This window comes from Thermomicrobiales bacterium, from assembly GCA_037045155.1.
GTDB lineage: Bacteria > Chloroflexota > Chloroflexia > Thermomicrobiales > CFX8 > JAMLIA01.
Window position 1 is genome coordinate 1,240,558 of sequence record JBAOIG010000005.1, and the last position, 20,406, is coordinate 1,260,963.

Below are 20,406 nucleotides of genomic sequence, written 5' to 3' on the forward strand. Positions count from 1 at the left end.
CAATCTCCCGGATTCGCAGATGCCACGCGCCGAAAGGAACATGACAATGCCCACGAGACCGCGATGTTTGCAGCCCGGCGATACGATCGGCCTTGTCTCCCCGTCTAGCCCGACATCGCGCCCCAGCGACCATATTCGTATTCAGGAGTGGGCCGATGAGCAGGGCTTCCGGCTGAAGTTCTTCCCACACGCCGCCGACCGCGCGACGTACCTCGCCGGCCGAGATGAGGATCGCGCGGCGGACTTGATGTCCGCATTTGCCGACCCGGACGTCGACGCCGTGCTGACGATTCGCGGCGGCTACGGCGGCTGGCGCGTCGTCCCACACCTCGATTTCGACGTCATCCGCGCGCATCCCAAGTTCTTCTGTGGCTATTCCGATACGACCGCGCTCCACATCGCGATGGGCAACGTCGCCGACCTCACCACGTTCTATGGGCCGGCAGCGTCCTCGTTCATCGGCCGGAACCGTTCTGCGTATTCGTTGCGCCACTTCCTCAGCGCCCTGACCGTCCCCGCTCCGATTGGCGTCATCGAGCGCGACCCCGACGACCCCTTCACCTGGGCGATCAACTCGGGTGTCGCCGAGGGACCACTGCGAGGTGGCTGTCTGTCGCTCCTGGTGCAGTCGCTCGGCACTCCGTGGGAGGTTGACTGGGATGGCTGCATCGTCTTCGCCGAGGATGTCGGCGAGGAGCCGTATCGCATCGACGGCTATCTGACGCAGCTCAAGCTGGCCGGCAAGCTGGACAACATCGCCGGGTTCGTCGTCGGTGAGCACGTGAGCTGCGGGCCGCGCGAGTTTCGCCCCTCGTACGCTTACGGCACCTATTCGACCGAGGAGGTCTACCAACATTACCTGGCGCCGTTGGGTGTTCCGGTGATGGTCGGCCTCCCCTGTGGGCATGGTAAGCATCTCGCCACCCTGCCGCTCGGCGCACGCGCCCGGCTGGACGCGGACAACCTCACGCTGGAGATCCTGGAGGGGGCGACGATCTGAGGAACCAGGTCAGCCGATGCCTCAGGCGTGCTCCGTCTTGCGCTTGTTGGCGACGTAGTCGACCAGGATGTATTCGCCGAGCCGATCGGGCGTGGCAAAGAATGCCCGACCCTTGTTGATCTTGGCCATCTCCGAGACAAAGCCCGCCATGTATGGGCTGCGCTCCAGCATGAACGTGTTGATCGTGATGTTCTCGCGCGTGCAGCGCATGACCTCCTTCAGCGTTTCCTGCAGCGTCTGATAGGTCGGCGGGTAGGAGAATCGCACCTGGCCGTCCTCGAAGTGCGCCGTTGGCTCGCCGTCGGTGATGACGATGACCTGCTTGTTGCCGCCCTTGTGGCGCGCGAGGAGCTGGCGGGCGAGCATGAGGCCGTGCTGCATGTTCGTCCCGTAGTTGTATTCATCCCACGAGATCGTCGGCAGCGCGGCCGGCTCGATCCGGGTCGCGATGTACGAGAAGCCGAGTATGTACAGGTTGTCGCGCGGGAACTGGCCGCGGATCAGGCTATCGAGCGCCAGCGCGACCTTCTTGGCCGCCGCGAAGCAGCCGTTGTAGAGCATAGACCGGCTCATGTCGACCATCAGCACGGTCGATGACTGGGTCAGTTGCTCGGTGCGATAGACCTCGAAGTCGCTGGCGTCGAGATGGATCGGCGAGCCAGCGCCCTCGCGCCAGACTGCGTTCATCACCGTCTTCGGCAGGTCGAGCAGGAACGGATCGCCGAACTCATAGCGCTTGCTTGTGTCGGTCCGTTCGCCGCCGGCCCCGCTATGGTCGAGCTCGTGCTGGCCGAACCGGTCGCGTTTCATGTGCTGGAAGATATCGTTGAGCGCCTTCTGGCCGATCTTGCGCACCCCTTGCGGAGTCATCTCCCAGCCGCGGCGCGTCTTCCGGATGTAACCCGCGTCCTCCAGCAGCTGCGTGAGCTGGCGGAGCTGGTCGAGATCGTTCTGGAACTCGTCACCCAGCAGCTCGCGGATCTTCTGGTCGTCGACGTTTTCCAGGTCACGCCAGTCGCGGACACCGCGTAGCTGCTCGGCCACCTCATCCATGTCGTGCAGCCGGTCCATCAACCCCAGCGCCTGGTCGAGCGAAAGATCCTCGTCGCCACGGAATGGATACTGATCGGCGTAGGGATTCGGCCCCATCAGTCCCGAAAGGTTCTCCGAGAGGCGATTCATCTGTTCGGCAACGCCGGGGTCGTTCATCACCGCCTGCATCGCGTTCCACAGCTCGGCACGCTGCTCCTGGGTCATCGAGTTCATCAGCGACTGCATGGCCGCCATCTGCTGGGCCATGCGATCCATCAGCTCGTCCAGTGAGTTGACGTCGTTGCCGAAGTAGTGCCCCCAGCGGTGCATGAAGCGCTCGAAGTCCGGCTGTCCGCCTTTGGCGCGCTCCTCGAGCATGTCGTTCAGCTCGGAGAGCATCTGTTGCATGTCCTGCATCGACTCGGGCGTCATGTTCTGGAGCGACTGCTGCATGCCCTGAAATGTCTGCTGGAGTACCTGCTGCTGGAGCTGCTGGAGCAGCTCCTGAAACTTCTCGCGGGCGCGCTGGTCCATGAACTCGTACTCGGTGAGCGCCTTGATCTGGCCGGCCGCGTCTTTCGGCAGCTTGTCGAGCGCGTCGAGCTTCTTCCGAGCCATGTTCTCGAGCATCTGTTGCAGCTGTTCGTCGTAGCCGTCATCGCTCGCGTTGTCGCCCGGCTGCCCCTGGGCCTGCTCGCCGGCCTCACTGGCTTGCTGTTCCGTGGGCGCCTCGGGCTGGTTCAGGCGTTGACGACCCTGTTCGAGTCGCTGTTCGATCCCCTCGCGTTCGAGGCTCTGAATCTCCTCTAGCCGTTGTTTGAGATCCTCCAGCACCGAGCCGATGTCGTAGCGGCTCAGCTCGCGCTGCCGCATCGCCTTGAGACGCTCCATCATCTGGCGGATACCCGGCATCTTCGTGCCGTCCTGCTTGTCCATGCCCCAGCGGAACAGCCGCTGGAGGGCGCGCTGCAGGTCGCCATCGGCGAACATGTCGTCGGAGATCGCCTCCATGATGTCGTCGGCGGAGAGCCCCTCGATCTTCTGGGTGCCATCCCAGCGGGAGTAACGGTTGGGTCGGTAGTAGGAGTAGTCGAAGCTCATCGCTCGTCCCCTTGTGTGTTCGATGTGCTCGTGCTGACCAGCGGATCTGTCGGCAGATTGGCTACGACTTGTACCGCGCGCCCGCCCCGCTCGACCGGTCCTTGTTCAGCCGCCGGTTCAGGTGCAGCCCTTCCAGAATGAACTCGACGCCCGACGCGACGCCGGCCGGGCTGCCGGGCAGGTCGAGCTTGGCGAGCGCCTCGCGGACGCCGTCGATGTGCGAGACCTGATGGACGTAGGTCATCGCCGACAGGTCGTCGGCCGCGTCGACCGTCAGTCCGTTGTCGAAGCCGAGGATCAGGTCGGTCGAAATCGCGGACGGAGAAGTAGCGATTGAACGTCGCGATGATCGCGCCCTGGATCAGCTTCTCGACGATGCGGTCCTCGCGCACCTCGCCCATCGTCTCCAGCTCGATCTTGCCGGTCGTCGACGCGATCACGGCCCGCAGGTCGGAGACGCGCGGCACTGCCTGCTTTTCGTTGAGGCGGATCGCGCGCTTCGAGCGCATTGGCGACGACGTTCTCGAAGTTGGCGATCGACATGCGCACCGAGACGCCCGAGCGCTGGCTGATGTCGTGGCTGCGACGGGCGAGATGGGTGATCTCGGCGATGATCTCGCGCATGTACTGCGGGACGATCACCTCAACCCCGTCGGTGACGGCCGGCAGCGCTTCCTGGCTCATGATCTCCATCTCGAGCTCGATGGTCTCGGGGTAGTGGGTGCGGATCTGCGAGCCGTAGCGGTCCTTCAGCGGGGTGATGATCCGGCCGCGGTTCGTGTAATCCTCCGGGTTGGCGCTGGCGACGACGTAGACGTCGAGCGGCAGCCGCACCCGGTAGCCACGGATCTGGACGTCGCGCTCCTCCATGATGTTCAGCAGGCCGACCTGGATGCGCTCGGCGAGGTCGGGCAGCTCATTCATCGCGAAGATGCCTCGGTTGGTCCGCGGGATCATGCCGTAGTGGATCGTCAGCTCGTCCGACAGGTAGCGCCCCTCGGCGACTTTGATCGGGTCGACCTCGCCGATCAGATCGGCGATGGTCGTGTCGGGCGTCGCCAGCTTCTCCGCATAGCGTCGTTCGCGGCCGATCCACTCGATAGGCGTGTCGTCGCCTTGTTCATCGACGAGGTCGATCGCATAGCGGCTGATCGGCTCGAACGGGTCGTCGTTGATCTCGCTGCCGCCGACGATCGGCACCGCACTCGTCGAGCAGATTGACCAGGCTGCGGGCCATGCGTGTCTTCGCCTGGCCGCGTTCGCCGAGGAAGATGATGTCCTGGCCGGCCAGGATCGCGTTCTCGATCTGCGGCAGGACGGTCTCTTCGTAGCCAACGACGCCGTCGAAGATCGGCTCGCCCGAGCGTAATCGCGCGATCAGGTTGCGGCGCATCTCCTCGCGAATCGGCAGCACGGTATAGCCACTGGCGCGAAGCTCGCCGAGGGTTTGTGGTCGAGGTTGATCCGGCATGCTCTACAGACCTTTCTTCAACGGTGGGCCGGGTGACCGGAGGGCGCAGTCCGGGTCCGGGGCCGTTGGCTGTGGCGTGATGAAGGCGTTCAGAAGTCGCGACATCCACGGCGTTCGCCAACACGCGGTCGCGCTGCGACCAATCGTACCCCCGCCTTCGGGGGTGTCAAGCGCGAGGTCCGGTCACTCAGTGCCGGGCCAGCAGCTCGGCCAGCGAGCGGCCGTCTGGCGCGACCCCGGTCCGCTCGGCCTTTTCGTCGATTCTCGCGAATCCTCGCTGGACTGCCCGGACGCCGGCAAATCGGAATGGCTCTATCTCCCACTGCTGCAGCTCATGACTGGTCATCGGGAGCCGCGTGAGATCGGTGTCGCGGCCGAGGATCTGGTCGGCCAGAACTCGCCCACTCAGGTTAGCGGTGGCGACGCCGGTGCCTGTGTACGCGCCGGCCATCGCGAGGTTCTCTCGCGGGTCGTAGCGCATGGTCGGCATATAGTCGCGTGACCATCCGAGCGCTCCCCCCCACGAATGGGTGAATTCGATGTCTCTCAGCATCGGGAACCACTCCCGAACCCCGTCTTGCAGCATCCGGTGTGTCGGCTCGTGACGGTCGTATTCGTCGCGGATTGCCGAACCAAAGTGATACGGCGCGCCGCGCCCGCCGAACATGATCCGGCCATCGGTCGTGCGCGACAGGTAGTTAACCTGATGCGCGACCGATGACACGCATTCGTGGGCATCCCAACCGATCTGCTGCCAGTCGGCATCGGAGATCGGCTCGGTCAGCGTGATCAATGAATAGGCAGGCAATACGTCTCGATGTGTCTTGTCGAGCTGGCTCATGTACGCCTCGCCGGCCAGAACAATCGTTTTTGCCCGTGCATGGCCTGTTTCGGTGTGGAGCGCCGGCCATGCTCCGGTCGTGAAGTCAGTCACCCGTGTTTGCTCGTAGATCGTCGCGCCGCGCTTCTCCACCGCGTGGGCCAGTCCTCGGACGAGCTTTGCTGGCTGGATCGTTGCGGTGTGGGGTGTATAGATTGAGCCGAGCGCGCCGGCCACATGGACGCGTTCGGCGGTCTGGCGCTGGCCGAGAAGCTCAAACTGATCGGCCACCCCGAACGCGTTATATGTCGCCCACGAGTCCTCGATTGCTGGGAGTTGGTGCCGACCGCGCGCCAGTCGTAACCCGCCACCCTTTCGCCAGTCGATGTCGATCCCCTCGCGTTCGGCGCGGGCGCCCACTTCGTCTACGGCATCCCACATCGCGCGTTGGACAGCGATCGCGGCGTCGCGACCGTAACGCTGCTCGAGAGACGAGAGCCCGAGCGGGAAGCCGGACGTGCACCACGCGCCGTTGCGGCCAGATGCGCCGAATCCTGCAATCTCCGCTTCAAGCACCGCGATCTTCAACGACGGGGCGTGTTCCAGCAGGTAGTAAGCGGTCCATAGTCCAGTGTAGCCCGCGCCGAGGATGGCAACATCGACATCGACCGACCCGTGCAACGCCGGCCGCGGGGTCAGATCGTCGCCACATGTTTCCAGCCAGTAGCTATAGGTCGTATAGTCTTTCATCCCGGCTGCCTCGCTCATCCTCATTCCGCGTGCGCTCGCACCGCTGAGCGCATTCTAGCGATGTTTCGGAGGCAGGCAATGGGTCAGCGTCGTGTGGCTACGAGCTCGGCGCGAATCGAGGGGGCAGCGGCGAGCCCGCGCGCGAGCCAGCCGTCGATCTGGCTTGCCCGTTGTGCCAGGAGTGCTGAGGCTTCGAGATTGCTACAGCCGCCCAATTCCGCCAGCACCGCAACGTAGCGACCGGACTGATAGATGATCTCGTCGTGCAGAGACTCACGACGAGCCAGCTCGACGATTCGCACGCTCCCATGCCCTGGCATGATGCGCTCGATCCTGACCACACGGCGCAACAGACGGTTGCCGGCGTAGCCGACTTCAATGGACACGACGAGGTCGATCAGCGCGACCTGTTCGACCGGCACATTGAGCGGAACGGACATGAGCTGCTCAAGCGCGTCTGTCGCGCCGCGCGCGTGCATCGTCGTTGCCAGCGGGTAGCCTATCGCGACAGCATCGAATACCTTCCGCACCCCATCCCCCCAGAGATAGATCGGCAGATGGGCGCTGATCTCGTTGCAGAGCAGAAACGCCTGATCGGGGGATGCAGACTGCAGGAATGCGAAGCGTTCGTACCAGCCACGAAGGAAGATCGGCTCGCAATCGTCGGGCAGGAAATCGGCCAATGCCGTCAGCATCGTCGTCTTGCCGGCCTCGTGCGGCTCGGCAACCACGATGAACGACGCGCGGAGCTCGACCGCGATGGAGAGGAACGCCGCTGTCAGCACGTCAAGCGCGCCGCGCTCAATCAGCCAGAGGAGCGAGTGCCCATTGCTCGATATCCAGCCCGAACCCCACCAGCCAAACGGTTGGCCGTAATCGATCGTGTTGTCAGGGCCTCTGTGGTGCTCGTGCCCTTGGGAAGATCGTCGAAACATGGGCATACTCCCATCGGAGAGCGATCTTACTGCATCTAGTGCTCTCTTCATGCGAACGAGGCGCCGCCCGGCTGCCGGCAGGGTTTGGCCGTGCGCGGATCGACTCAACAGGAGGACCGTTCGCGCGTGAATCACGTCACCAGGTGGTCCATCGTCTTCCTCGTTGTCATGCAGTGCGTGGTTCTTGCGGGAATGCTCCGTCGGGACGGCCCTTTCGACCACGTCGGGATGGACTACCTGACCACATGGGTCGCGTCCGATATGCTCCTGCACGGAGAGGCCCGGCATCTCTACGACACGCGCGCACAGTGGGCCGCCGAGCTCCCGATCATCGAACAATACAACGTCCACTGGGACGATCGTGTGATGCATCCGTACCTTGCGCCACCGCTGTTAGCCATTTTCGCGCTGCCGCTCGGGCTTCTTTCCCCTGTCGTCGCATTAACGCTCTGGATGCTGCTCGCCATCGGCGCGGTAGCGTTGGCAGTTCGCGGGATGGCATCGGCGTTCGAAATCGACTGGCGTGAGATCGCGCCCCTCGTGTTCGGTTCGATGCCGCTCTTCGTGTTGGTAATGCTCGGGCAGGCCGACGGGCTGCTGGCGCTTGGCTTCGCGGCGTTTGTCGTGTTGCTGCGACGCGGACACGAAGGACGCGCCGGCATGGCGCTGGCGGTGCTCGCGCTGAAGCCGCAGCTCCTCCTGGCGCCGATTGTCTATCTGGCGATTACTGGCCGGCGAAGGGCGTTGATCGCAGCTGCACTGACTGGCCTGGTCGAAGCCGTGATCTCGGTCGCGATCATAGGCATCGGTGGGGTTCGCGACGAGTTGGCCGTTTCGCGACGGATGGCCGGCCCGGCCGGCGATGCCGTCATCAACGTGCCTGGCATGCTGAACATCCGCGCCGCAGTCTTTCGCCTCCTCCCGTCGGACCTGACGGCCTTGCAGGGGCCGCTTGTCGTCGGCCTGACATTGCTGGTCCTCGTCATCTCTGCCCGAATCTGGCGGCAGTCTGACGCTCGTGAGGTTTCTTTATTCGGGATCGGGCTCCTGGCGATCACGACCGTGCTGACGGCTCTCCACGCCCACTATCACACCGGTGTGATCGCGTTGCTCGGCGTCGGGCTGGTGGCTGCCGCGCTTCGCGAGCGTGGCGACGGTCATACAGCGCGTCGCCTCACGTCGATTACCTGGGTCAGCTTCTCGGTAGTTCCGTTTCTGATGTATGTCTTTGTGGAATCTTCGCGAGCGCCGGCTGCGCTGGGCACCGTGATACTCATCGGGGTGTGGGTCTGGCTGATCCGTGATCTCGCGCCGCGGCGGCGCGAGGCGCAGGTGAGGGCACGGGTCCCCGCGCAGTCGGCGCAGATGTCGGTTGGTTCCTCTGGCGACCGGCAGGGCGGCTAACGACGGCGGCGCGTCACCGCGCTACGCAGCGTCGCGAAACGGTTCGAGCGCGCCGAGCTCCTGAAGCACCAGTGCGCGGTGCTTGCAATACGGTCGGAACTCACTCCCACGGCACGAGCAGAGTAAGTGGCCATCGTGGACGGTGACCTCGTATGCGGCCGTCGGATCGCTCTTGCTCGATACTGCCCAGTAGCGTGGGTTGCCATTGAGGCGGTATGCGCGGAGTCCCTCGCGGCCGGCCTTGTCGGCCATTCGCCGCCAGATCGATAGCGGGGTTACCGTCCAGACACTCGTCATTGTCATTTTCACCCGCGTTTCGACCGAATCAATCGACCGTCGAATTATATCGATTTTCGAGCGTGGCTCCCACTCGGATTCGGCGTCTGGACGCGGAAAACAGCCACTGATTGTGCCGCTGTCGGACCGGGCGGATAAGCCTCCCTGCTATACTGGCACGTGAGGGCGTTGTCGCTGACCGTGCCGCCATGCCTTGTCTGGCGTGGGCGCGCGACTGGCGCCAGGGTACGCCCGCGTGACTGCGCGATGAGTGCGCAGCCGGATCGCGTGACGCTGGATGCAACGCGGGCAGAATGGGAGTGGCGAGGTCGGAATGGCGCAGGAGCAGAACGTATACGATGTCCTCTTTCTCGGTGGCGGGACCGGTGGCTATGTTGCGGCGATTCGCGCCGCGCAGCTCGGCATGCGGGTCGGGGTCGTCGAGAAGGATCTCGTCGGCGGCACGTGCGTCCACCGCGGCTGCATCCCGGCGAAAGCGTTGCTGAAGGGCGCGTCAGTTGCGGCGACCGTCAAAGGCGCTAGCACGTATGGCGTGACGCCCGGTGAGATTTCGCTGGACTACTCGGTCACGATGGCAAACGCCCGAAAGGTCGTCGAACAGAACTACAAAGGTATCCAGTTTCTGTTCCGCAAGCACAAGATCGACACGATCGAGGGCTATGGCGTGCTGACCTCCCCGACCACGATCAGGGTCCAGGAGTCGGACGGCGCCTCGCGCGAGCTGTCGGCGAAGAACATTATCATCGACACCGGCTCGACGCCGCGCCCGATCGCCGGGCTGGACTGGGATCCCAAGCGGGTGTTCAACAGCGACCACGCTACGACCGAGCCATATCTTCCCAAGCGCGTGATTGTCCGTGGCGGCGGCGCGACGGGGCTGGAGTTTGCCAGCACCTATCGTGACTTTGATTGCGAGGTCACGCTTGTTGGGCGTGTCGCCCCGAACGAGGACGAAGAAGTCCAGAAGGATCTCACTCGCGCGTTCCAGCGCCGTGGCATCCGCGTCATTCCTAACGTGAGACCAACCGCCGATGACTTCGAAATCAGCGATTCCGGGGTCAAGATGCGGATCAGCCCCGGCGGAAAAGAAGAGATCATCGAGGCGGACGCGCTGCTGGTCGCGACTGGACGGTATGGCAATTACGAGGGTATTGGCCTCGAGGATATGGGCATCAACGTCGTCGATGGATATATCGCCGTGGACGAGTACATGCGAACCAACATCCCCGGCGTTTTTGCCATTGGCGATGTCACCGGCAAGCAGCAGCTGGCCCACACTGCGATGCACCAGGGTGTCGTCGCAGTCGAGCTGATCGCTGGCGAGAAGCCGCACCCGCTCGATTACGGCAAGATCCCCTGGGTTACCTACTGCGCCCCCGAGATTGGATCCGTCGGGTTGACCGAGAAGAAGGCGCGCGACGCCGGGTACAACGTCCAGGTCGGCAAGTTCCCATTATCAGCCAATGGCAAGGCGCGAATTGAGGGCGAGGCGGTCGGCTTCGCCAAGCTGGTCGTCGATGGCGACACCGATCAGATTCTCGGCGTCCACCTGCTGGGTGGCCACGCAACCGAGCTGATCGCTGAAGCGGGCCTGGCAATGATGTTCGAAGCCACCGCCTGGGAGTTGACGATCACTGTTCACCCGCACCCGACGATCTCCGAAGTGATCCACGAGGCCGCGCTCGCTGTATTCGGCCGGCCGCTCCATATTTAAACGCGCGATCCACGGGGCGACCGGCTTGCCGGTCGCCCCGCTCAGTAGAAGGGGTGCTGGCAGACCAGACCGACGATTACTCGGCAGCGAAGTGAATAGCCAACCGGCGCGGTGGTTCGCGATATGCGGATATCTGCTATCGAGACACTGTGCGACCTGCTCACTGGTGACGAGCCAGTCCAATGGAGGGCTGGAAGGGCGAAGGAGGCAGCACTATGGCGAGCAATGGCTCAGGCGGTGCGGCAACGGTATCCCGCGATGTGGTGGGAGATCTGTCGCACGACGATTTGCGGCGTTTGTACGAGACGATGGTTCTCGCACGTCAGCTTGACGAACGGATGTGGTTGCTCAATCGCTCCGGTCGCGCGCCGTTCGTGATCTCGGTCCAGGGCCACGAGGCTGCCCAGGTTGGGATGGGATTCGCGCTCGATCCATCGAAGGACTGGCTGTTCCCGTACTACCGCGACCTCGCGCTCGTCCTCCACTTTGGTCACACTCCCCGCGACGCAATGCTCTCGCTGCTCAGTCGGGCGGCCGAGCCGAACTCTGGCGGCCGGCAGATGCCGGGTCACTACGGCTCACGCGAGCACCACTTCTACACAGTCTCCAGCCCGGTCGGCTCACAGATCGCCCAGGCGCCGGGGTTCGCGCTGGCCGCGAAGATGCGCGGCGAAGACACCGTTGTTGTCACCTCGATCGGGGAGGGCGGAACGTCTCAGGGCGACTTCCATGAGGGGCTCAACTGGGCCTCGATTCACAAGCTTGGCGTGATCTTCTTTGTCCAGAACAATCACTATGCCATCTCCGTCCCGATGGACATGGAGATGGCGGTAAAGACGGTCGCCGAGCGCGCGGCCGCCTACGGCATGCCAGGCGTGCGTGTCGATGGCGCCGACGCGGTCGAGGTGTACCTCGCTGCGCGTGAGGCGGTTGCACGGGCGCGACGCGGTGACGGACCAACGCTCTTTGAGGCGGTCATGAACCGGATGACCCCACACTCGTCGGACGACGACGATCGGTTCTATCGCAGCCGCGAAGAGGTTCAGTCGTACAAGCAGCGCGACCCGCTCGTCATTACCCGCCAGCGATTGCTCGATCTTGGCGCGCTGGACGATGCGCATGAGGCGGAGATACTGGCTCGGGTAAAGGCCGCCGTGAACGACGCAACAGACTACGCAGAGCAGGCTCCGCTCCCGGATCCGAGCGAGGCGTTCAAGCACGTCTACGCCGAAGAGGGCCGAACGGTCTAGTCGCGACGATGGCGTCCGATCACTGCGTCCCTGGAGAGCAGTGCCTGTCGTGCGAGGTCGCACGTAGCTCGGGAGGACATGTGGCAACGAAGCTACTGATTGAGGCGATTCGTGAGGGTCTCCATCAAGAGATGGCGCACGACGAGCGTGTGATGGTGCTCGGAGAGGATGTCGGTCAACGCGGTGGTGTCTTTCGGGTTACCGACGGACTCCTGGCGGAGTTTGGCCATATGCGTGTCATCGACGCGCCGCTAGCCGAGTCGTCGATCATCGGCGTCGCCATCGGCGCGGCTGCGAACGGCATGCTGCCGGTGGCCGAAATCCAGTTCCTCGACTTCATCCATCCGGCCATGAATCAGATCATGAACGAGGCGGCAAAGACCCGGTATCGATCTGGTGGCGATTTCGAGTGTCCGATCGTTATCCGCGCGCCATACGGCGGGGGTATCCACGGGGCGCTATATCACTCGCAATCCCTTGAGGCGTTATTCACGCATATCCCCGGCCTGAAGGTGGTTGCCCCGGTTGACCCCTACGACGCGAAGGGCCTGCTCAGCACCGCGATTCACGATCCGGACCCGGTGCTGTTCCTGGAGCACAAGCGAGCCTATCGCGCCGTCCGCGCCGATGTGCCGGACGAGCGCTACACGGTGCCATTGGGCAAGGCCAGGATCGTCCGCGAGGGTTCGGACATGACGATCATCTCCTACGGCTGGTATCTCCAGGAGGTCGTTCAGGCGGTGGATCGCTATACGCAAGAGCAACAGGCAACGATTGAGGTGATCGATCTGCGATCCCTGCGACCACTGGACACGACAACGATCCTCGAGTCGGTGATGAAGACCGGGAAGGTCATCATCGTCCACGAGGCCAACAAGTTCGGTGGTCTCGGTGGGGAGATCGCGGCGACCATCGCCGAAGAGGCATTCGGGTACCTCGATGGGCCGATTGTGCGCGTGGCCAGCCCGGAGGTCCCGGCGATGCCGTATTCGCCTCCGCTGGAGAAGGCGTACCTGATCACTGCCGATGACATTCGCCTGGCGATCGACAGGCTCGCCGCCTACTAGCCCGCGCGGGGCCGAGGAGGGACAACGATGTCCAGCACGAAACAAGGCACGACGATTACGATGCCAAAGCTCGGCGAGAGCGTCACCGAGGGCACGCTTGGCGCATGGCTGAAGCAGGTGGGCGATACGGTCGAGAAATACGAGCCGCTGGTCGAGGTCGTGACCGACAAGGTAACGGCGGAGATCCCTGCGCCGATCTCTGGCACGATCGTCGCGATCGTCGGCGACGAAGGCGCGACGATCCCGGTTGGTGGCACGATCTGCGTGATCGACGAAGGCGGCGAAGCCGCGACGACCGACACCAGCGCTCCGACTCAGACCGCCGTGGACACTGAGCCGGGGGTGGCGACGCTGACCGAGCGGGTCCCCCCCGATCAGCTTGCTCCTTCCGTGTCAGCGATGTCATCCGGCGATCTCACCCATGCTCGCGCGAACCGCGACGAGCGTGAGATGTTGCGCATTCGGTCGTCGCCGATCGTCCGTCGGCTCGCCGAAGAGCACGAGATCGACTTGTCGACAATCGGCGGCGCCGGCCTTGGAGGCCGGGTGACCAAGGCAGACATCCTGGCCGAGATCGAGCGTCGGCGACAACAGCCGGCCGCGTATGCTGCGCCGCCAGTCGCGCCACTGCCACCGCTGGTCCAGCCGCCCGTTGCGCCTCCGGTTCCGTTTGCCGCGCCACAGTTCGCTGCCCCGCAGGTCGAGCTCTGGCCAGGTGATGAGGTCGTCGACGCCAGCATCATGCGTCGCCAGATCGCGGAGCATATGGTCCGCTCGGTTCAGACCGCCCCGCACGTGACGGTCTGGATGGAGGTAGACATGACCAACGTCATGGCCGTCCGCAACCGGCATAAGGATGAGTTTGCCCGACGCGAAGGCTTCGGGCTGACCTACTTCCCGTTCCTCGTCCGCGTCGTTACCAACGCGCTCCGCGAGCACCCGAATGTGAACGCCGTCTGGGATAACGGTCGAATCATCCGACGGAAGGCAGTCAATATCGGTGTCGCGGTTGCCTTGGAGGAGGGGCTGATCGTCCCGGTAATCGCGAACGCCGACGAGAAAAACGTTGTCGGAATCGCACGCGCGGTCCACGACCTTGCCGAACGCGCACGGACCAACCGCCTGTCGGCCGATGAGGTGCACGGGGGGACATTCACCCTGAACAATCCCGGCACGCTCGGCTCGCTATTCTCGACGCCGATCATCGTCCAACCACAGAGCGCGATCCTTTCGATGGAGGCGATCGTCAAGCGAGTGGTCGTCGTCGACGACGCGATCGCCATCCGGCCGATGATGAATCTGTCGCTTTCGATCGATCATCGTCTGCTCGACGGGCTCGCGGCGACCCGTTTCCTGGCCACCGTCAAGCGCGGCCTCGAGACCTATCCGACCGACGCGTCGATCTACTGATCGCCAGCGAGATAAAGTGCAGCGGCCCGGCCATACTGGCCGGGCCGTTCGCGTGCTGGGCCGTAGAAACGACGCCAGGCATGACACGTTGCGGGCAACGCAGCGCGCTGGCCCGATGCCGTCGTTCCTGACTTCGCGGTGTCGATAAGAAACGTTGCGTCGTGCCCCGGTTTGGCGTGCAGTAGGGATGGCGTCTGTCTTGCGTTTGTCGCTATTAGATTGTTGCGCGATTCGCGCTCCCGGACGATTCACGCGTCGCGGGGACGCCTCGCTAGCTATATGAACGGGTGGTTGGGATGTCTCTGGATAATCGACGCCAGCGAGCGGCCGATCTGCGTGCGAGGCGTGAGTCATATCTCCGGTCGCGGTACTCGAGGCTTGAGCCCGAGCCTGGCTGGCGCGGGCCGATTCATTCGCGTCGTCGTCGTCTGTACCCGCCCCTCATGATTGTGTCGGCTGTCGCGTTCTCGCTCGTTGCTGCTCTTGACGTGCTGCGCGTGCTCGCTGGCGCGGATCGTTTGGAGAGCTTATCGAACACGCTGATCATCGTCGGGCTCGTGGCTGGCTTGCCGGCCGCAGTCATCGGCACTATCGAACGGTCCCAGATGCCGATCGGGTCGGCCGAGAGGCGGGCGGCAACCTGGCGCGGCGTCGGGAACATCGTTGCGCTTGTCTTAATCGTGGCCGGTTGGTTGACCCGCACAGGTGATCAAGGCGCGCTGGGCGTGGGGTCGCTCCTGCTTGTCTGGTCTGGAACTGTGGTCATGTTGGTGACCGGCATGATCGATAGCGGGCTTCCGACGCAGCCGGTCGCGCGCCTCGGCTTCTCGGAGGACGATCGTGTTGAGGCGTGCCAGCTACCAGCGACGACACTTGCGTCGCCAGCGCCACCCGCCGATGAGCGTCAGATTGCTCATGGCTAGTGTTGCACCCTATGGCGCCATCGCTCCGGCCGGCGTTGCTTCGGCCTCGAGCTCCGTTGTCGAATCTGTGGCGCGCGCACTTCGTAGTGTCAGTAGCAGGAGCACATTGGCGCTCAGCGCGAGCGCCAGCCCGCCGACGGCGAGGATGGTGACCCGCTCTCCGTAGAAGATGGCGCCCCAGACGGGTGATAGAGCGGGGTTGACGAAGGTGGCGACAGCGATAACGAACGCCGGGGCAGTGACAGACGCGCGGTTATATGTCACCGGCGCCAGGATGTAGTGTGCGCCGACCCAGGCGAGCAGCACGGGAACTACCCACCAGACCATATTCCCCACCGCACTCCAGTCGGCAAACGGAACCAGAACCAGCCCACCAACCAGCATCGTCCAGGCGGCAGTTGCATCGACGCCGACGGTCGGAACGAGTCTGCGGCCGGCCAGAGCGCCAACGGACCCGATAACCGCCGCGACGAGCGCGATGACGAGCCCGCCCAGCACGTTGTCGCCGCTCTCTGAGCCTCTGCCCGCCAGCAGCAGTAATCCGATGCCCGCTGCGCCGATCGCCAGAGCTGGGATCGCTCGTGATGGAACCCTGTCTCCCAGCAGCGGGCGCGCCACCAGAACCATCCAGAGGGGCAATGACGCGAACGCAAACGAGGCGTTGCCGATTCCAGCCATCGTCACGGCAGTGGCCATCAGCAAGTTGGTTGCGCCGTTGGCAACGCCAAACCCGAGCGCCTCGGCGCGAAGCCGCCAGCTGGGCAGTCGTAGCCGATGACGGGGCGTTAGCAGTGCCAGCAGACTCCCGGAGATGAGCAGCGCGGTCGCCATCAGCGTGGACGGCGGCAGCGGTTCCCAGCGGATAATGACGCCTCCGAATGACCAGACGACCTGGCAGAGCGCGAGCAACAGGATTGCGCGGCGCACAAGGCGATCCTTCTTGTATGCTGGCGTTCGATCCGCACGACCACGGTCGATCGTGTAGCGAGCCGGCGCGAAGTGTACTCGCCGGCGCATTGGCGTGCTGGATCAGCCAACAATGAGGAGTGGGTTGTGGATCGGGACGCATATTTCGAGCATCTCCGCCGTGGGATCGACGCTGTCGACCGGTGGCAGGATCGGCGTGGTCCATTCGAGGCCGACGACACGTTGGCGGTGCCAGGGAGCCGTGTTGCCGAGGCGCTGGCGGAGCTGTCGGAGCGGCTCGAGGAGAATTACCCGTACGGTCATCCACGCTACGCCGGCCAGATGATGAAACCACCCCACCCCATCGCAACCCTCGCCTACGCGATCGCAATGCAGATCAACCCGAATAACCACGCGCTCGATGGCGGCGCGGCGACGTCGCGAATGGAGCGAGAAGTCGTCACGGATCTCGCCGCGATGTTCGGCTTCCCCGAGCAGCATCTTGGGCACCTGACCGGTGGTGGGACGATCGCCAACATCGAGGCGCTCTGGGTCGCACGCTCCCTGTACCCCGAGCGCGCGATTGCCGCGAGCGACCAGGCACACTACACGCATGGCCGCGGTTGTGATGTGCTCGGGATCGAGTTCATGCCGATCGCGTCCGACACGGCCGGGCGGATGGATCTTGACGCGCTGGAAGCCCAGCTCCGGTCCGGCAAGATCGGCACGGTCGTGGCGACGGCCGGCACCACCGGGCTTGGCACGGTCGATCCAATCCACGAGATTATCCCGCTGGCGCGTCAGTACGGCGCTCGTGTGCACGTCGACGCGGCCTACGGGGGTTTCTTCATGCTCCTCGCGCGCCGTGCCGACCCGCCTATCGTTCCAGCGCCCTTTCTGGCCATTGCAGACGCCGATAGTGTCGTGGTTGACCCGCATAAGCACGGGCTGCAGCCGTATGGATGTGGGTCGGTGCTGTTCCGCGACCCGGCGGTCGGCCGGTTTTATGTCCACGATTCACCCTACACCTACTTCACTTCCAGGGATCTGCATCTCGGCGAGATCAGCCTCGAATGTTCGCGGGCCGGCGCGTCGGCGGCGGCGCTCTGGACGACGCTTCGCTGCTTGCCGCTTGCGCCGGATACGGGCCTCGGTGCGATTGTCGCGCGTGGTCGCGACGCTGCGTTGCTGTGGAGTGAATTGATCTCGGAAGGCCCGTATTTCCGACTCGTCGTCGAACCGGATCTGGATATCCTCGCACTCTATCCGACACCTGAATCCAGCGGGGCGACCACCGCCAGCGCGATATCCCGACTCGTCGATGAGCTCTTCCTTGCCGCTGAGCATGATCCGCAGTCTCCGGCGTTCTTTGCCAAGCTCGTCGTTCCCCAGAGACTGCTGGCCGCACACGGCCCGGCGATCATCTGGGATCAGCCAACTGTCACCGTGCTGCGTAGTGTCCTGATGAAACCGGAACACCTGTCGTTTGTTCCTGCGCTGAACGACACACTCGTCCGTCAGCTGACCAATATTGCGAGGACCATGTGAGCGATGGTGGGACTGGACGTATCGTCCGACTACAGATTCAGCAGGCGTCACTGAAGGTTGGCCCGATTCGGGCGCGTCGATATGACCCATCCCCGATCCTGAGCGTCGATCGCCTGATCCTCACGCCGGACGGCGCGGAAGCGGTTGTTGGCGGCGCGCGACTGATCGATGTCCATCATGGGCATCACCCCGACTCGAAGAACCGGAATGGCGTCAATGATCTGTCGATTGGCTTCACGGGAAATTACCGGCGCATCCGCGAGAGGTTGGGCGCTCACATCGTTGATGGAATTGCTGGCGAGAGCATCCTCGTTGAGTGTGATGACCCGCCAGCGCTCGGCGCGTTGATGAATGGCATCGAGATCGAGGTGGATCCGAGCCTCTGGATCAGGCTCGCGGAGGCATCAGTGGCCCACCCGTGTGTCGAGTTCAGTCGCTTCTGCCTGAGATCCAGCGTGGTCGAACCCCGCCAAATCAAGGAGACGCTACAGTTCCTTGATGATGGGACGCGCGGCTTCTATGTTGGCCTGCCGGCCGGCGATCCGATCGGTATTGCCGTCGGCGCGGCGGTCCGGTGGCGCGGATAGTCAGGTCCGGGCAGGCGCTGGAAGCCGCAGTGGGAGCCACTCTGCAACGAGAACGATGAGCGCGCCCCAGACGAGTGTCGCGAAGGCCAGGTGGCTGATTCGCACCCAGTTGGCCAACTCGGTCCAGATGTTCGCGGCGCCGATCAAGGTCTCGATCAGTGTCAGCGCGAGCGCCAGGCCGGCCAGCATCGAGACTCGCGCGCTCATTCCGGCGTCACGCACCGCGACGACCAGCAGCCACACGATTGCTCCGATGGTGATCAACGCCAGCCAACGATGCAGGATGTGGACGTCGGCGGAGGTCCAGCCTGTCGGAAAATACTTGCCGTGGCATAGCGGCCACTGTGGGCATGCCCAGGCAGCCCCGCTGGACGCGGTATAGGCGCCAGTGAGTAGCAGCCCGAATGTTGCAGCAATAGCGACGATCGCCGCCCGGACGATCGCCGGGCTTGCCGGCCGCGCCGGCCGGCCGGGTCGGGCATAGCCGATGAACGCGATCACGATCATGATCGCGAAGTACGCCTGCGCCATCCCGAGGTGCGCGGTTACCGCGCGGGGATCCAGCTCAGCGAACACAGTGACGGCGCCCAGAAGCGCCTGAGCCAGAACGAGGACGAGCGCGGTGACCGTCAGCCAACGACGAGCGTCGGATCGTCTCGCTTGCCGCCAGGTCGCAAACACAAGCCAACTGGTGAGTAGCAGGATCGCGCCCGCCACGACGCGATGGAGGTACTCGATCGTCGTCAGGTAGCTGAATGTGGGAATGACTTTTCCGTTGCAGATCGGCCAGTCGTCGCCGCAGCCCATTCCGGCTCCTTCGATCCGGACGACGCCGCCAATCAGAATCAGAATATAGCCGAGCACGACTGTCGCGACTGCAAGCCGCTCGACAGTGAACCACCCCCGCTGTGCGGCCGGCGCTGCTTCCCGCTCGCTATTCGCCTGTTTTGCTGTCTGCCCCATACTGCCCCGCGCCTCCACCCCCATGAACACGCATAGACCCGCCGGTGGACGGGTATTATGCCAATGATTGCTGTTTGCTCGTCGCGCGCCTGTGACCTAACGCACATGCGCTCCCGGGCTAGATACCAGCGATGCCGGGTAGCCGCCGTGAAAACGCGGTAATCAGCCGAACCGCTTCCTCGAAATCGGAGAGCCGTAGTGTGGCATACGGCGAATGGATGTAGCGGCATGGCAACGACACTACCCCTGCCAACACACCCGCCTTCGACCGATGGATGACACCCGCATCAGTCCCGCCCGGCGCTGGCACTTGATACTGGAACCGGATCGATTCCGTTTCGGCGGTCTCGGCAAGAGCCCGGATGACCCGCGGCATTCCGATCATGCCGCTATCCATGATGCGGATCGATGGACCCTGGCCCTGGCGCGTCGGTTGGCGAGCAGGCGGGACCCCCGGCATATCCGCTGCGATCGACCCCTCCAGCGCGATCGCGATATCCGGGTCGATCTGGAACGCCGCAGTCTGGGCGCCGCGAAGCCCGACTTCCTCCTGGACGGTGAACGCCGCGACAACTGTGATCTCCGTCGTTTCGTTGCGTAGCGCCTCAAGAGCGCCGACGACGACGGCACAGCCGGCCCGGTCATCGAAAGCTTTCCCCATAACGACATCGTCGCCCAACTGCTCGAAGCCGTACGAAATGACTGCGGGCGACCCGATCCGGATGCCCAGCGCGGCAGCCTCTTCCGGAGAGCTTACGCCGATGTCGATGAACAGATCGTCGATCCTGAACGGTTTCTCGCGGTCTTCAGGCCTCAGGATGTGCGGTGGCGCTGTCCCGATCATCCCGCGGATGTAGGTTCCGCGGTCGGTCCGAATTGTCACCGCATGGGCCGGAACGATCCGCGGATCCCATCCGCCGATTGTGGTGAAGCGCAGGAAGCCGCCATCCTCGATCCACGTCACCATGAACCCGATCTCGTCCATGTGCGCGTCGAGCATCAGCGTCCGGTTGCCACTGCCGCGCTTCGTGGCGATCAGGTTCCCGAGCGCATCGACGCGCACGTCGTCGACCAGCGGCTCGACCATTTGTCGGATCTCGTTGCGAACCTCGTCCTCGAACCCGGATGGACCGAATGCTTCCGACAATGTCCGAAGTACCTCGACCGAATTCATTGGCAACCCTTTCCTGTGTCGCGGCCCGTTGGCTGCCATCGTCGCACATTCAAC

The 20,406-nt window shown here is 63.9% G+C and carries 19 protein-coding genes; 9 read left to right on the plus strand and 10 right to left on the minus strand.

Translation table 11 applies throughout. The features are described 5' to 3' along the window. The first annotated feature begins 46 nt into the window (after nt 1-46). Nucleotides 47-1,000 carry an LD-carboxypeptidase gene (locus tag V9F06_15710; GenBank protein ID MEI2619057.1) on the plus strand — a complete coding sequence of 318 codons (954 nt, stop codon included), beginning with the start codon at nt 47-49 and terminating at the stop codon, nt 998-1,000. A gap of 21 nt (nt 1,001-1,021) precedes the next feature. Here the strand turns inward: V9F06_15710 and V9F06_15715 are convergent, their stop codons facing one another. The 6 genes from V9F06_15715 to V9F06_15740 all read right to left on the minus strand — a co-directional run bounded on the left by V9F06_15715 (nt 1,022) and on the right by V9F06_15740 (nt 7,109). Continuing rightward, on the minus strand, nt 1,022-3,133 hold the full coding sequence (locus V9F06_15715) for a VWA domain-containing protein (protein MEI2619058.1): 2,112 nt from the start codon (nt 3,131-3,133) through the stop codon (nt 1,022-1,024). Between the two features lie 61 nt (nt 3,134-3,194). Continuing rightward, nucleotides 3,195-3,377 carry a hypothetical protein gene (locus tag V9F06_15720; GenBank protein ID MEI2619059.1) on the minus strand — a complete coding sequence of 61 codons (183 nt, stop codon included), beginning with the start codon at nt 3,375-3,377 and terminating at the stop codon, nt 3,195-3,197. Nucleotides 3,378-3,430: 53 nt separating this feature from the next. Next, nucleotides 3,431-4,333 (minus strand): sigma 54-interacting transcriptional regulator, encoded by a 903-nt coding sequence (locus tag V9F06_15725; GenBank protein MEI2619060.1) that lies wholly within the window; start codon nt 4,331-4,333, stop codon nt 3,431-3,433. Beyond that, nucleotides 4,254-4,604, minus strand: a complete 351-nt coding sequence (locus V9F06_15730) for a hypothetical protein (protein MEI2619061.1) — start codon at nt 4,602-4,604, stop codon at nt 4,254-4,256. The genes V9F06_15725 and V9F06_15730 overlap by 80 nt, the downstream gene beginning before the upstream one ends. A 187-nt stretch (nt 4,605-4,791) precedes the next feature. Further along, nucleotides 4,792-6,192, minus strand: coding sequence for an FAD-dependent oxidoreductase (locus V9F06_15735; GenBank protein MEI2619062.1), 1,401 nt, complete (start codon nt 6,190-6,192; stop codon nt 4,792-4,794). Between the two features lie 65 nt (nt 6,193-6,257). Beyond that, nucleotides 6,258-7,109 (minus strand): type II secretion system protein E, encoded by an 852-nt coding sequence (locus V9F06_15740; GenBank protein ID MEI2619063.1) that lies wholly within the window; start codon nt 7,107-7,109, stop codon nt 6,258-6,260. A 126-nt stretch (nt 7,110-7,235) separates the two neighbouring features. Between V9F06_15740 and V9F06_15745 the strand changes: the two genes are divergently transcribed. After that, entirely contained in the window at nt 7,236-8,513 is a 1,278-nt protein-coding gene (locus V9F06_15745; protein ID MEI2619064.1) for a glycosyltransferase family 87 protein, read from the plus strand. A gap of 21 nt (nt 8,514-8,534) precedes the next feature. Here the strand turns inward: V9F06_15745 and V9F06_15750 are convergent, their stop codons facing one another. Continuing rightward, nucleotides 8,535-8,810, minus strand: a complete 276-nt coding sequence (locus tag V9F06_15750; GenBank protein MEI2619065.1) for an SWIM zinc finger family protein — start codon at nt 8,808-8,810, stop codon at nt 8,535-8,537. 313 nt (nt 8,811-9,123) lie between these two features. Here V9F06_15750 and lpdA point away from each other — a divergent pair, with 313 nt between their 5' ends. The 5 genes from lpdA to V9F06_15775 all read left to right on the plus strand — a co-directional run bounded on the left by lpdA (nt 9,124) and on the right by V9F06_15775 (nt 15,174). Beyond that, nucleotides 9,124-10,524: a dihydrolipoyl dehydrogenase gene (gene lpdA / locus V9F06_15755; GenBank protein MEI2619066.1), complete on the plus strand. Its 1,401-nt coding sequence runs from the start codon at nt 9,124-9,126 to the stop codon at nt 10,522-10,524. A gap of 215 nt (nt 10,525-10,739) precedes the next feature. Then, a complete protein-coding gene (locus V9F06_15760) occupies nt 10,740-11,774 on the plus strand; it encodes a thiamine pyrophosphate-dependent dehydrogenase E1 component subunit alpha (protein ID MEI2619067.1) in 1,035 nt (344 codons plus the stop codon). Nucleotides 11,775-11,854: 80 nt separating this feature from the next. Further along, on the plus strand, nt 11,855-12,841 hold the full coding sequence (locus tag V9F06_15765) for an alpha-ketoacid dehydrogenase subunit beta (GenBank protein ID MEI2619068.1): 987 nt from the start codon (nt 11,855-11,857) through the stop codon (nt 12,839-12,841). A gap of 27 nt (nt 12,842-12,868) precedes the next feature. Beyond that, nucleotides 12,869-14,251, plus strand: coding sequence for a dihydrolipoamide acetyltransferase family protein (locus tag V9F06_15770; protein ID MEI2619069.1), 1,383 nt, complete (start codon nt 12,869-12,871; stop codon nt 14,249-14,251). A gap of 443 nt (nt 14,252-14,694) precedes the next feature. After that, nucleotides 14,695-15,174: a DUF2231 domain-containing protein gene (locus V9F06_15775; GenBank protein MEI2619070.1), complete on the plus strand. Its 480-nt coding sequence runs from the start codon at nt 14,695-14,697 to the stop codon at nt 15,172-15,174. 9 nt (nt 15,175-15,183) lie between these two features. Here the strand turns inward: V9F06_15775 and V9F06_15780 are convergent, their stop codons facing one another. After that, nucleotides 15,184-16,101, minus strand: a complete 918-nt coding sequence (locus V9F06_15780) for a DMT family transporter (protein ID MEI2619071.1) — start codon at nt 16,099-16,101, stop codon at nt 15,184-15,186. 126 nt (nt 16,102-16,227) lie between these two features. Here V9F06_15780 and V9F06_15785 point away from each other — a divergent pair, with 126 nt between their 5' ends. Both V9F06_15785 and V9F06_15790 read left to right on the plus strand, forming a co-directional pair. Next, on the plus strand, nt 16,228-17,628 hold the full coding sequence (locus tag V9F06_15785; protein MEI2619072.1) for an aminotransferase class I/II-fold pyridoxal phosphate-dependent enzyme: 1,401 nt from the start codon (nt 16,228-16,230) through the stop codon (nt 17,626-17,628). After that, nucleotides 17,625-18,215 (plus strand): hypothetical protein, encoded by a 591-nt coding sequence (locus tag V9F06_15790; protein MEI2619073.1) that lies wholly within the window; start codon nt 17,625-17,627, stop codon nt 18,213-18,215. Before V9F06_15785 ends, V9F06_15790 begins: the two co-directional genes overlap by 4 nt. Here the strand turns inward: V9F06_15790 and V9F06_15795 are convergent, their stop codons facing one another. Together V9F06_15795 and V9F06_15800 are read right to left on the minus strand one after the other, a co-directional pair. After that, complete coding sequence (locus V9F06_15795; GenBank protein ID MEI2619074.1) at nt 18,216-19,178, minus strand: COX15/CtaA family protein; 963 nt, start codon at nt 19,176-19,178, stop codon at nt 18,216-18,218. 118 nt (nt 19,179-19,296) lie between these two features. Beyond that, the gene (locus V9F06_15800; protein MEI2619075.1) at nt 19,297-20,352 is read right to left on the minus strand and encodes a M42 family metallopeptidase; all 1,056 of its coding nucleotides are present in this window, start codon (nt 20,350-20,352) and stop codon (nt 19,297-19,299) included. Nucleotides 20,353-20,406 lie beyond the last annotated feature (54 nt).